Origin of the sequence: Scandinavium goeteborgense (assembly GCF_003935895.2) — a bacterium.
Classification (GTDB): Bacteria; Pseudomonadota; Gammaproteobacteria; order Enterobacterales; family Enterobacteriaceae; genus Scandinavium; species Scandinavium goeteborgense.
Window position 1 is genome coordinate 1,319,562 of the sequence record NZ_CP054058.1, and the last position, 12,933, is coordinate 1,332,494.

At 57.0% G+C, this 12,933-nt stretch carries 12 protein-coding genes; 10 read left to right on the plus strand and 2 right to left on the minus strand.

Annotated elements, in window-relative coordinates; genetic code table 11:
• The first annotated feature begins 4 nt into the window (after nt 1-4).
• From nuoJ to nuoN, 5 genes are all read left to right on the plus strand, one after another.
• On the plus strand, nt 5-559 hold the full coding sequence (nuoJ, locus tag A8O29_RS07110) for an NADH-quinone oxidoreductase subunit J (protein ID WP_110509259.1): 555 nt from the start codon (nt 5-7) through the stop codon (nt 557-559).
• On the plus strand, nt 556-858 hold the full coding sequence (nuoK, locus tag A8O29_RS07115) for an NADH-quinone oxidoreductase subunit NuoK (RefSeq protein WP_097161765.1): 303 nt from the start codon (nt 556-558) through the stop codon (nt 856-858). Before nuoJ ends, nuoK begins: the two co-directional genes overlap by 4 nt.
• On the plus strand, nt 855-2,696 hold the full coding sequence (nuoL, locus tag A8O29_RS07120) for an NADH-quinone oxidoreductase subunit L (RefSeq protein WP_125353681.1): 1,842 nt from the start codon (nt 855-857) through the stop codon (nt 2,694-2,696). Before nuoK ends, nuoL begins: the two co-directional genes overlap by 4 nt.
• Before the next feature lie 289 nt (nt 2,697-2,985).
• The gene (gene nuoM, locus A8O29_RS07125) at nt 2,986-4,515 is read left to right on the plus strand and encodes an NADH-quinone oxidoreductase subunit M (protein WP_110509263.1); all 1,530 of its coding nucleotides are present in this window, start codon (nt 2,986-2,988) and stop codon (nt 4,513-4,515) included.
• A gap of 6 nt (nt 4,516-4,521) precedes the next feature.
• Nucleotides 4,522-5,979 carry an NADH-quinone oxidoreductase subunit NuoN gene (nuoN, locus tag A8O29_RS07130; protein ID WP_110509265.1) on the plus strand — a complete coding sequence of 486 codons (1,458 nt, stop codon included), beginning with the start codon at nt 4,522-4,524 and terminating at the stop codon, nt 5,977-5,979.
• A 94-nt stretch (nt 5,980-6,073) separates the two neighbouring features.
• On the opposite strand, the gene A8O29_RS07135 is transcribed toward nuoN, so the two are convergent.
• Together A8O29_RS07135 and rnz are read right to left on the minus strand one after the other, a co-directional pair.
• Nucleotides 6,074-7,078, minus strand: a complete 1,005-nt coding sequence (locus A8O29_RS07135; protein ID WP_125353680.1) for a chemotaxis protein — start codon at nt 7,076-7,078, stop codon at nt 6,074-6,076.
• A 53-nt stretch (nt 7,079-7,131) separates the two neighbouring features.
• Nucleotides 7,132-8,052 carry a ribonuclease Z gene (gene rnz / locus A8O29_RS07140; protein ID WP_125353679.1) on the minus strand — a complete coding sequence of 307 codons (921 nt, stop codon included), beginning with the start codon at nt 8,050-8,052 and terminating at the stop codon, nt 7,132-7,134.
• A gap of 53 nt (nt 8,053-8,105) precedes the next feature.
• Here rnz and A8O29_RS07145 point away from each other — a divergent pair, with 53 nt between their 5' ends.
• From A8O29_RS07145 to menH, 5 genes are all read left to right on the plus strand, one after another.
• On the plus strand, nt 8,106-8,564 hold the full coding sequence (locus A8O29_RS07145) for a GNAT family N-acetyltransferase (protein ID WP_125353678.1): 459 nt from the start codon (nt 8,106-8,108) through the stop codon (nt 8,562-8,564).
• A gap of 46 nt (nt 8,565-8,610) precedes the next feature.
• Nucleotides 8,611-8,916: a stress response protein ElaB gene (elaB, locus tag A8O29_RS07150; RefSeq protein ID WP_110509273.1), complete on the plus strand. Its 306-nt coding sequence runs from the start codon at nt 8,611-8,613 to the stop codon at nt 8,914-8,916.
• A gap of 203 nt (nt 8,917-9,119) precedes the next feature.
• On the plus strand, nt 9,120-10,406 hold the full coding sequence (gene menF / locus A8O29_RS07155) for an isochorismate synthase MenF (RefSeq protein WP_125353677.1): 1,287 nt from the start codon (nt 9,120-9,122) through the stop codon (nt 10,404-10,406).
• 71 nt (nt 10,407-10,477) lie between these two features.
• The gene (menD, locus tag A8O29_RS07160) at nt 10,478-12,148 is read left to right on the plus strand and encodes a 2-succinyl-5-enolpyruvyl-6-hydroxy-3-cyclohexene-1-carboxylic-acid synthase (protein WP_125353676.1); all 1,671 of its coding nucleotides are present in this window, start codon (nt 10,478-10,480) and stop codon (nt 12,146-12,148) included.
• Nucleotides 12,145-12,921: a 2-succinyl-6-hydroxy-2,4-cyclohexadiene-1-carboxylate synthase gene (gene menH / locus A8O29_RS07165; RefSeq protein WP_125353675.1), complete on the plus strand. Its 777-nt coding sequence runs from the start codon at nt 12,145-12,147 to the stop codon at nt 12,919-12,921. Before menD ends, menH begins: the two co-directional genes overlap by 4 nt.
• Nucleotides 12,922-12,933: the final 12 nt, after the last annotated feature.

The following is a 12,933-nucleotide window of genomic DNA, read 5'->3' on the forward strand; positions in this document are numbered from 1 at the left end:
GGCAATGGAATTCGCATTTTATATTTGTGGTCTGGTCGCCATCCTGGCCACGCTACGGGTCATCACGCACACCAATCCGGTGCATGCGTTGTTGTACCTGATCATCTCACTGCTGGCGATTGCCGGGGTGTTCTTCTCGCTCGGCGCGTACTTCGCCGGTGCGCTGGAGATTATCGTCTACGCCGGGGCCATCATGGTTCTGTTCGTATTCGTCGTGATGATGCTGAACCTGGGCGGAGCCGAAATCGAGCAGGAACGCCAGTGGCTGAAGCCGCAGGTCTGGATTGGGCCTGGTGTGCTGTCCGTTATCCTGTTGGCGGTGATTGTTTACGGTATCCTGGGCGTGAGTGACCAGGGTATCGAAGGCAACGCTATCAGCGCTAAAGAAGTCGGTATCGCCCTGTTTGGTCCGTACGTACTGGCGGTGGAGCTGGCTTCCATGCTGCTGCTGGCGGGCCTGGTTGTTGCCTTCCACCTGGGACGCGAAGAGCGTGCCGGTGAAGTACTGAGCAACCGTTCGAACGATAGCGCGAAAAGAAAACCGGAGGAGCGCGCATGATCCCCTTAACACATGGACTGATCCTCGCCGCGATCCTCTTCGTTCTCGGTCTGACAGGTCTGGTTATCCGCCGCAATCTGCTGTTTATGCTGATCGGTCTGGAAATCATGATTAACGCCGCCGCGCTGGCCTTTGTGGTCGCCGGCAGCTACTGGGGCCAGACCGACGGTCAGGTAATGTATATCCTCGCTATCAGCCTTGCGGCTGCGGAGGCGAGTATTGGCCTGGCGCTGCTGCTGCAGCTCCACCGTCGCCGCCAGAACCTGAACATCGATTCAGTAAGTGAGTTGCGTGGATGAACATGCTTGCCTTAACCATCATTTTGCCATTGATTGGCTTCCTGCTGCTGTCCTTCTCCCGTGGCCGCTGGTCGGAAAACGTTTCCGCTACCATCGGTATGGGGTCTGTCGGCCTGGCAGCGCTGGTCACCGCGTTTGTTGGCGTTGATTTCTTCGCTAACGGCAAACAGGCCATCAGCGTCCCGCTGTGGACCTGGATGTCAGTCGGTGATTTCAACATCGGTTTCAACCTGGTGCTGGACGGCCTGTCGCTGACCATGCTCTCCGTGGTGACCGGCGTTGGCTTCCTTATCCACATGTTCGCTTCCTGGTACATGCGCGGTGAAGAGGGTTACTCCCGCTTCTTCGCCTACACCAACCTGTTCATCGCGAGCATGGTGGTGTTGGTGTTGGGTGACAACCTGCTGCTGATGTATCTGGGCTGGGAAGGCGTGGGCTTGTGCTCCTATCTGCTGATCGGTTTCTACTACACCGATCCGAAGAATGGCGCAGCGGCAATGAAAGCGTTCGTCGTGACCCGTGTGGGTGACGTATTCCTCGCGTTCGCACTGTTCATTCTCTATAACGAGCTGGGCACGCTGAACTTCCGCGAAATGGTTGAACTGGCACCTGCGCACTTCGAAGCGGGCAACAACATGTTGACCTGGGCGACGCTGATGCTGCTGGGTGGTGCGGTCGGTAAATCTGCACAGCTGCCGTTGCAGACCTGGCTTGCGGATGCAATGGCCGGTCCAACGCCGGTTTCTGCGCTGATCCACGCCGCAACCATGGTTACCGCGGGCGTCTACCTGATTGCCCGTACCCACGGTCTGTTCCTGATGACGCCGGAAATTCTGCATCTGGTCGGGATCATTGGTGCGGTTACGCTGGTGCTGGCAGGTTTCGCCGCGCTGGTTCAAACCGACATCAAACGTGTACTCGCTTACTCCACCATGAGCCAGATTGGCTACATGTTCCTGGCGCTGGGCGTACAGGCGTGGGATGCGGCGATTTTCCACCTGATGACGCACGCGTTCTTTAAAGCGTTGCTGTTCCTCTCTTCGGGTTCCGTCATCCTGGCGTGTCATCACGAGCAGAACATCTTCAAGATGGGTGGCCTGCGTAAGTCGATTCCGCTGGTTTACGTCTGCTTCCTGGTCGGTGGCGCGGCGCTGTCTGCTCTGCCACTGATTACCGCAGGCTTCTTCAGTAAGGACGAAATCCTTGCCGGTGCGATGGCTAACGGTCACGTCAATCTGATGGTAGCGGGTCTGGTGGGGGCGTTCATGACGTCGCTCTATACCTTCCGCATGATCTTCATCGTGTTCCACGGCAAAGAGCAGATTCACGCTCACGCAGGGAAGGGCATTACCCATCACCTGCCGCTGATCGTGCTGCTTGTTCTGTCCACCTTCGTTGGCGCGATGATTGTGCCACCGCTGCAGGGTGTACTGCCGCAGACGACTGAACTTGCACATAGCAACGTACTGACGATGGAAATCACTTCCGGGGTTGTTGCGATTGCCGGCATCCTGATTGCCGCATGGCTGTGGCTGGGTAAACGTACGCTGGTTACTGCGATTGCCAACAGCGCGCCGGGCCGTCTGCTCGGAACCTGGTGGTACAACGCGTGGGGCTTCGACTGGCTGTATGACATGATTTTCGTCAAACCGTATCTGGGCGTTGCGTGGCTGCTGAAACGCGATCCGCTGAACAGTCTGATGAATATCCCGGCCATTCTTTCCCGCTTTGCAGGTAAAGGCCTGCTGGTCAGCGAGAACGGTTATCTGCGCTGGTATGTGGCATCCATGAGCATTGGCGCGGTGGTTGTACTCGCGCTGCTGATGGTTTTGCGTTGAGTTTGAGGATTGGGGTTGTTTTGCCCGGTGGCGCTGCGCTTACCGGGCCTACAGAATCGTAGGTCGGATTAGCAAAACGCTATCCGACATAATGACCCAACGTTATTTTTAGAATTCGTTGAAAATCTGTTCCTGAAGTACAGGCGTCATCGGCGAAGTCAGACCGGAGACCGCCAGCGCACAGCAACCGGAGCGTACTGAAGTACGTGAGGATTGCGAGCACTGCCGGGATTCGGGCTGGCGAGCGAGATAGCCTGAGCAGGAGTAAATATAAGGGACATACTTAGCTATGTTATTACCCTGGTTGATACTAATCCCGTTTATCGGCGGTTTCTTATGCTGGCAGACCGAACGCTTCGGCGTAAAGATGCCGCGCTGGATCGCGTTGATTACAATGGGACTGACGCTGGCCCTGTCCCTGCAACTGTGGTTGCAGGGCGGCTACTCTCTGACGCAAGCCACTGGCCTTCCGCAATGGCAGTCTGAATTTATTCTGCCGTGGATCCCACGCTTTGGCATTAATGTCCACCTCGCCCTCGACGGTCTGTCGCTGCTGATGGTGGTCCTGACCGGTCTGCTCGGCGTGCTGGCAGTGCTGTGTTCCTGGCGTGAAATCGAGAAATACCAGGGCTTCTTCCACCTCAACCTGATGTGGATCCTGGGCGGCGTAATCGGCGTGTTCCTCGCCATCGACATGTTCCTGTTCTTCTTCTTCTGGGAGATGATGCTGGTTCCGATGTACTTCCTGATCGCGCTGTGGGGCCACAAAGCCTCTGACGGTAAAACGCGTATCACGGCGGCGACCAAGTTCTTCATCTACACCCAGGCGAGTGGTCTGGTGATGTTGATTTCGATCCTGGCGCTGGTATTCGTACATTACAGCGCAACGGGCGTCTGGACGTTCAGCTACGAAGAGCTGCTGAAAACGCCGATGACCCATAACGTGGAATATCTGCTGATGCTCGGCTTCTTCATCGCGTTCGCGGTGAAAATGCCGGTGGTTCCGCTGCACGGTTGGCTGCCAGACGCGCACTCACAGGCACCGACTGCGGGTTCTGTTGACCTCGCGGGCATCCTGTTGAAAACCGCGGCCTACGGTATGCTGCGTTTCGCACTGCCGCTGTTCCCGAATGCGTCCGCCGAGTTCGCCCCAATCGCTATGTGGCTGGGTGTCATCGGTATCTTCTACGGCGCGTGGATGGCCTTCACGCAATACGACATTAAACGTCTGATTGCTTACACCTCCGTATCGCACATGGGCTTCGTGCTGATTGCGATTTACAGCGGTAGCCAGCTGGCATACCAGGGTGCAGTGATTCAGATGATTGCGCACGGTCTGTCTGCGGCGGGTCTGTTCATTCTGTGTGGTCAGCTGTACGAACGTCTGCACACGCGTGATATGCGCATGATGGGCGGTCTGTGGAGTAAAATTAAATGGCTGCCTGCGCTGTCCATGTTCTTCGCAGTCGCGACGTTGGGTATGCCGGGTACCGGTAACTTCGTCGGTGAATTCATGATCCTGTTCGGCAGCTTCCACGTTGTGCCGGGTATCACCGTGATTTCCACCTTCGGTCTGGTCTTTGCGTCTGTTTACTCGCTGGCGATGCTGCATCGCGCTTACTTCGGTAAAGCGAAAAGCGAAATTGCTGCCAAAGAATTGCCAGGGATGTCGCTGCGCGAGCTGTTTATCGTCCTGCTGTTAGTGGTGCTGTTGGTTCTGCTTGGGTTCTACCCTCAGCCGATCCTCGACACTTCTCATGCTGCGATGGGCAATATTCAGCAGTGGTTTGTTAATTCCGTTTCTACTACAAGGCCGTAAATCGCCATGACAATAACTCCACAACAACTGATCGCACTGCTACCGCTGCTGATCGTCGGCTTGACGGTGGTGGTTGTGATGCTCTCCATTGCGTGGCGACGCAATCATTTCTTCAATGCCACGCTGTCGGTCATTGGCCTGAACGTCGCTCTGCTGTCGCTCTGGTTTGTTGGCCACGTTGGCGCAATGGACGTGACGCCGCTGATGCGCGTCGATGGTTATGCCATGCTCTACACCGGGCTGGTGCTGCTGGCGAGTCTCGCCACCTGTACTTTTGCCTACCCGTGGCTTGAGGGCTATTACGACAACAAAGAAGAGTTCTACCTGCTGGTGCTAATTGCCGCGCTGGGTGGGATTCTGCTGGCTAACGCGAACCACATGGCCTCGCTGTTCCTCGGTATCGAGCTTATCTCGCTGCCGCTGTTCGGCCTGATTGGCTACGCGTACCGTCAAAAGCGCTCTCTCGAAGCGAGCATCAAATACACCATTCTGTCTGCCGCAGCGTCTTCATTCCTGCTGTTCGGTATGGCGCTGGTGTACGCGAACTCTGGCAGCCTGTCGTTCCTGGCGCTGGGTAAAGCGCTTGCAGACAACATGCTGCACGAGCCGCTGCTGCTGGCAGGTCTGGGTCTGATGATTGTTGGCCTTGGCTTCAAACTGTCTCTGGTTCCGTTCCACCTGTGGACGCCAGATGTGTATCAGGGTGCGCCTGCACCGGTTTCCACCTTCCTGGCAACCGCGAGCAAAATCGCCATCTTCGGCGTGGTGATGCGTCTGTTCCTGTACGCACCAGTGGGTGACAGCGAAGCGGTACGTGTGGTGCTGGGCATTATTGCCTGCGCCTCAATCCTCTTCGGTAACCTGATGGCGCTGAGCCAGACCAACATCAAGCGTCTGCTCGGTTACTCCTCCATCTCGCATTTGGGTTATCTGCTGGTAGCGCTGATTGCGCTGCACAGTGGTCAGATGTCCATGGAAGCCGTTGGCGTGTACCTGGCCGGTTATCTGTTCAGCAGCCTCGGCGCGTTCGGCGTGGTGAGCCTGATGTCCAGCCCATACCGTGGCCCGGATGCAGATTCTCTGTACTCCTACCGTGGTCTGTTCTGGCACCGTCCAATCCTGTCTGCGGTGATGACAGTGATGATGCTCTCCCTGGCGGGTATCCCGATGACCCTCGGCTTTATCGGTAAGTTCTACGTGCTGGCGGTCGGTGTTCAGGCTCACCTGTGGTGGCTGACTGGGGCGGTAGTGCTGGGCTCTGCGATTGGTCTCTACTACTACCTGCGTGTAGCGGTGAGTCTGTATCTGGAAGCGCCACAGCAGCTGAACCGTGATGCGCCGTCGAACTGGCAGTACAGCGCCGGTGGGATTGTGGTACTGATTTCGGCGCTGCTGGTGCTGATCCTTGGTATCTACCCGCAACCGCTGATCAGTATCGTTCAGATGGCAATGCCAATGATGTAAAAGAATGATGTAAAAGCAAAACGGTAACCTTCGGGTTACCGTTTTTGTTTGTGCTCCCTCTCCCTGTGGGAGAGGGCATCAGGCCCCTAAAATGTCACACCGAATGCAGTCGGCTAATCAGCGGGCCTTCTTCGCGGCGATCGGCGCGCTCAAGCACTTCCTTAATCACCGATGACAGCTCATTGATTTCAAACTTCGCCACATATCCATCGGCTTTCACTTTGCGGATATGATCTTCGTTCGCGTTGCCCGACAGCGACGAATGGATAACCACCGGAATCGATTTCAGGCGCGGGTCGGATTTGATTTTACGCGTCAGGGTAAAGCCATCCATCTCCGGCATTTCAAGGTCGGTCAGCACCAGCGCGATTTTGTCGGTCACCGGCACGCCTTCGTCCTGCGCCTCTTTCGCTAGCTTTTCGATAGTCTCCCAGGCCTGTAGCCCGGTGACATGCATCTTCGCCGGGATTTCCATCGCGTGCAGACCTTTCTCCAGCATCGCCCGCGCCACCTTCGAGTCTTCAGCGACAATCGCCGTTGCGCCCGGCTTAATGCGCTGTTTCGGCGCGGTCAGGCGCGTGGCGTGCAGGTCGTGGTCGGCTGGCGCGATGTCATACAGAATTTGTTCAACGTCGATAACCATCGCCAGGTTATTGCTGTCCTTCTCATTGTCGAGGCAGGCAATGCTGGTGATGTACTGGCCGTTCACCGCTTTTTCCGCAGTATGAACCTGGGTCCAGTCGAGGCGAGTAATGTTTTCTACCGACTCTACGGCAAACGCCTGCACGCTGCGGGCGTACTCGGTGATAAGCAGAATGTTCAGCCCGCTTTCCGCTTTGCAGCCCAGCACCGATGGCAGGTCAATCACCGGGATAATCTGGTCGCGAATATTCACCATGCCCATTACCGGTGCCTTAATGCCGGCGGGTTTAGTGAAGGAGGGCATAGGCACGATTTCACGCAGCTTGAAAACGTTAATGCCAAACAGTTCTGACTTGCCGCCGTCCTCTGATGCGCCAAGGCGGAACAGCAGCAGTTCAAAGCGGTTTGACAGGGTCAAATTAGCCCTGTCGTCGATATCTTTCTGGAAATTATCCATATTGCCCTCAGAGTAAACACTATTACTCTGTTATCGGCATTTGTGCACAAAAGTTAAGCCAAAGGGAACACGCGGAAATCCTCGGCCAGTTCGCACGGCTCAAATACGCTTCGACACTCTGCCAGCAGGCGCTGACAGCCTTCCCAGTCATAACGTGAACTCACGTGCGTAATAATCAATTTGCCGACGTGGGCATCGCGCGCCAGTTCAGCGGTCTGAATCGACGAAGAGTGCCCGCGGCTGTTCGCTTTTTCCGCCATCTCGTGTTCGAGCGTGGTTTCATGCACCATCACATCCACCTCTTTCGCCATCGCCAGCGCAGCCGGGCAGGGGGCGGTATCACCGAAAATTGCCAGTTTTACGCCGGGCGTACTGGGTCCCAAATAATCCTGACCGTTCACAATACGCCCGTCCGGCATCTCGACCGTCTGGCCTTTTTTCAACTGCTGGAACAGCGGCCCGGCTTTAATGCCGTCGGCCAGCAGGCGCTGGGCGTCGAGCGGGCCGGGTTTGTCGTGTTGCTCAATGCGGTAGCCATAGCATTCCACCGGATGATTGAGCGGATACGCGGTGACCTTAAACAGGCCATCGTCAAACACCTCACCGGCGCTGATTTCTTCGACGGTCAGCGGATAATCGGTCCATGAACCGCTCAGGCGCAGCGCCATTTCGACAAATTCTTTAATGCCCTTTGGGCCATAAATCGTCAGCGGCGACGGATTGCCCTGCATCGAACGGCTGCACAACAGGCCCGGCAGCCCGAATAAATGGTCGCCGTGCAGGTGAGTGATAAAAATTTTATCGAGCTTTCCCGGATGATGGCTGGTTTTGAGAAACTGGTGTTGCGTACCTTCGCCACAGTCAAACAGCCACATTTGCGACAGCGTCGGTTGTTGCAAATTCAGCAGTATCGACGTCATATTACGGTGACGAGTCGGTACGCCTGCGGATGTCCCGAGAAAAATCAATTCCATAACGCAATGTCCTCGAAGCGTTAAATTAAAACGACAGTATAACGGAGCTCAATATGATTCAGTGGAACGATCTTCACCACAGTCAGTTAACCGTCCCGCAGTTGTATGCTTTGCTCAAGCTTCGCTGTGAAGTGTTCGTGGTGGAGCAGACCTGCCCTTATCAGGATATCGACGGCGACGATCTGCTGGGTGAGAACCGGCATATCCTCGGCTGGCGCGACGGAGAGCTGGTGGCGTATGCGAGGATTCTGAAAAGTGAAGAAGAATTTGAGCCAGTAGTGATTGGCCGGGTGATTATCAGCCACGCGGTTCGAGGCGAAAAACTGGGCTATAAACTGATGGAACAGACCCTTGCCAGCTGCCAGAAAAACTGGCCGCAGAAGGCGCTGTATCTGGGTGCGCAGGCACATCTGCAACCGTTCTATGCCCACTTTGGCTTCTCTCCGGTCACCGACGTTTATGACGAAGACGGGATCCCGCATGTCGGTATGGCGCGGGAAGCGAACTCGTAAACCATTGTCTATAGTTAGCGGACAGGTTTAACCAAGGAGAAAACTGATGGCTACTCATTCTTATGAATCACGCATTGATGACGATCTGGCTTTGCTGAGTGACACTCTGGAAGAGGTCTTAAGCTCCTCGGGCGATCCCGCTGACCAGAAATATATTGAGCTCAAGCTTCGTGCCGAACAGGCGTTGCAGGACGTACAGGCCCGCGTCAGCCAGGCGTCAGACACCTATTACTACCGTGCCAAACAGGCCGTGAACCGTGCCGATGACTATGTTCATGAAAAACCGTGGCAGGGCATTGGCGTCGGTGCCGCCGTCGGGCTGGTGTTGGGACTGCTGTTAGCGCGTCGATAAAAATCCACTCCCTCATCATGGGTACTGCATTTTTTAGGCAGTACCCATTATACTCGTCATTCTTCAAGCCGCATGTGCGTTGGCTACACCTGCTCACCCCAGTCACTTACTTATGTAAGCTCCTGGGACTCGCAGGCTTGCCGCCTTCCTGCAACTTGAATTATTTAGAGTATTTAGCATGGTTTTATCAGAGGGAGGTTCGCGTGCATTCCATTACCGCTGCGTTGGAAAACCTATTGGGTTTTCTGTCTGACGACATGCCTGATGCACCTGGCTCGCGAATTTTCGACACGCCGTTTCCTCTCAATGATGCCTTTGATCCCCTGAGCTGGCTTTGCAGTCAGCCGATATTCCCGCAGTTTTACTGGCAGCATCGTAGCGGCCAGGAAGAGGTGGCCGCCCTCGGCGCCGTACGTCGATTTACCTCGTTGCCCCACGCCAATACCTTTCTTCAGCAGGCACAAACTTCGTTTCGCATCTGGGGTCTCAACGCCTTTGAACCGGAAACGGGCGAGTTGTTTTTGCCGCGTCTGGAATGGCGACGCGATGCGGGAAAAGCCTTATTACGTCTGACGCTCAGCAGCGATACGTCGTTGCGCGAAGATGCCAATGCGGCGCGCGCGTTATTAACGGCGCTGCTGCCTGCTCACCCGTTGCCGCTGTTAAGCGGCGAGCTGAAAGGCGAACGCCATTACCCTGACCATGCGGGCTGGCTGCGTCTGATTGAAACCGCGACGGACACTATCGCCACCGGCGACCTGGATAAAGTGGTGCTCGCCCGCGCCACCGATCTGCAATTTGCCGCCCCGCTGCACGCCGGTGCCATGATGGCGGCAAGCCGCCGCGTCAATCTCAACTGCACCCATTTTCTGATGGCCTTCGATGCACAACGCGCGTTTCTGGGCTCGACCCCGGAACGGCTCTGGCGTCGTCAGGGTCAACAGCTCGACACCGAAGCGCTGGCGGGCACTGTGGCGAGCCATGCTGATGACAAACAGGCGCAGCATCTTGCCGACTGGCTCATGCGCGATGACAAAAATCAGCGTGAAAACTTGCTGGTGGTGGAAGACATCTGCCAGCGTTTGCAGCAGGACGTCAGCGCGCTGGAAGTGCTGCCGCCGCAGGTGATTCGCCTGCGAAAAGTGCAGCATCTGCGGCGCTGTATTCAGGCTGAACTGAAAAAGCCGGACGACACACGCTGCCTGTTTCAGCTTCAGCCAACGGCCGCGGTGGCCGGGCTCCCGCGCGAGCAGGCCCGGCAGTTTATCGAGCATCACGAGCCGTTCACCCGCGAATGGTACGCGGGTTCCGCGGGCTATCTCAGCCTGCAACAAAGCGAATTCTGCGTGGCGCTGCGTTCGGCGAAAGTCACTGGCGACGTGGCGCGATTATATGCCGGAGCCGGGATTGTTCGCGGCTCGGATCCTGAACAGGAATGGCAGGAGATCACCCATAAAGCGGCAGGATTACGCTCCTTGCTTATCCGATAACCGACTCATATCAATAACCTGTCGCTATCACTCATCTATAATTATACGCAAAATTGATACCGGACAATCTCATGTCAGTAAGCGCATTTAACCGACGCTGGGCGGCGGTGATCCTTGAAGCATTGACCCGCCACGGCGTGCAGCACGTTTGCATCGCGCCGGGCTCGCGCTCGACGCCATTAACGCTGGCGGCGGCGGAAAACCGCGCTCTGATTGCCCACACCCATTTTGATGAACGTGGCCTCGGCCATCTGGCGCTGGGGCTGGCGAAGGTAAGCCAACAGCCGGTGGCGGTGATTGTCACGTCTGGAACCGCGGTCGCTAATTTATATCCTGCGCTGATTGAAGCGGGGCTGACCGGGGAAAAAATCATACTGCTGACCGCCGACCGCCCGCCGGAACTGATCGACTGCGGTGCCAATCAGGCGATTCGTCAGGCGGGTATGTTCGGGTCGCATCCATCACAAACGCTGTCACTGCCACGCCCGAGCCACGATATTCCCGCCCGCTGGCTGGTCTCATCGATTGATAACGCCCTGGGCCAATTGCACAGTGGCGGGGTGCACATCAACTGCCCATTCGCGGAACCGCTGTACGGCGAAATGGACGACACCGGGCTCGACTGGCAGCAGGCGCTCGGCAACTGGTGGCAAAGCGATAAGCCGTGGCTGCGTGAAGGGCTGCATCTGGAAAGCGAAAAGCAGCGCGACTGGTTTTTCTGGCGACAGAAACGCGGTGTCGTAGTGGCCGGGCGCATGAGCGCGGCGGAAGGGAAGAAAGTGGCCGAATGGGCGAAAACCCTCGGCTGGCCGCTGATTAGCGACGTGCTGTCGCAAACCGGACAACCGCTGCCGTGCGCCGATCTCTGGCTCGGCAACGCCAAGGCCGTCACCGAACTGGCGCAGGCACAAATTGTGGTACAGCTCGGCAGCAGCCTGACCGGCAAACGTCTCCTGCAATGGCAGGCTACCTGCGAACCGGATGAATACTGGCTGGTGGACAATCTTGAAGGCCGACTCGACCCGGCGCATCATCGCGGCCGTCGGCTGGTGTGCGAAGTGGGTACCTGGCTGGAACAGCATCCGGCAGAACAGCGCCAGCCCTGGGCCGTGGAGATCCCACGTCTTTCAGAGCAGGCGTGGCAAACCGTCATTGCCCAGCGTGAAACCTTCGGCGAGGCGCAGCTGGCGCACCGCATCAGTGAATATCTGCCCGACCAGGGCCAGCTTTTTGTTGGCAACAGTCTGGTGGTTCGCCTGATAGACGCCCTCGGCAAGCTTCCAGCGGGGTATCCGGTGTACAGCAACCGCGGCGCGAGTGGAATCGACGGGTTGATTTCCACCGCCGCAGGCGTGCAGCGCGGAAGTGCCAAATCGACACTGGCCATCATGGGCGATTTGTCGGCGCTGTATGACCTCAACGGCCTGGCCTTATTGCGCCAGGTTTCAGCCCCGCTGGTGCTGATCGTGGTGAACAACAACGGCGGGCAGATTTTCTCGCTGCTGCCGACGCCTGCCGAAGAACGCGAACGCTTCTATCTAATGCCGCAGAACGTCCATTTTGAGCACGCGGCTAACATGTTCGGCCTGCGCTATCACCGCCCGGAAAACTGGACAGCGCTGGAAGATGCGCTGCACGGCGCGTGGCGTCAGCCGGAGACCACGGTGATTGAGCTGGTGGTCAACGACACCGACGGCGCGCAGACGCTGCAACACTTACTGGCGCAGGTCAGCCAGCTATGACGCTCCACGCCGTTGCCCGAGAAGGCGCGCCGAACCAGCCGTGGCTGGTGTTTCTGCACGGTTTTTCCGGCGATTGTCGTGAATGGCAGGCAATAGGAGAAAAGCTTACTGGGTTTTCCCGGCTGTATGTCGACCTGCCGGGGCATGGTGGCTCGGCATCCATTTCAGTCACCCGTTTCGACGACGTGTGCCGGGAATTGCAGGAAACCTTGGTTAGTTACAACATCCTGAATTATTGGCTGATTGGCTACTCGCTGGGTGGGCGCGTGGCGATGGTTGCGGCGACTCAGGCGAAACTGCCCGGTCTGAAAGGGCTGATTGTCGAAGGGGGTCATCCTGGCTTACAGGATGAAACTGCCCGTGAAGCGCGTTGGCAGTCCGATACACAATGGGCGCATCGCTTTCGTCACGAACCGCTGGCCGACGTTTTCGAGGCCTGGTATCGCCAGCCAGTATTTGCCTCACTCAACGACGCACAGCGCCAGACGCTGGTGGCGTTACGTGCCGACAACAATGGCCCGCGGCTGGCCGACATGCTGCTCGCCACTTCGCTTGCCGTGCAGCCTGATTTACGCGCGGCCCTCGCCGCCCATGGCTATGCTTCAGGTGACTACACTTTTTTATATTTATGCGGCGAACGCGATGCCAAATTCCGCGCACTGGCGGAAGAACTGGCCGCGCCATGCCACCTCATTCCTCACGCCGGACACAACGCCCATCGGGAAAACCCCGCAGCGGTGGCGAACTGTCTGGCACAGATTCTGAATGACTGACGACAGGACATA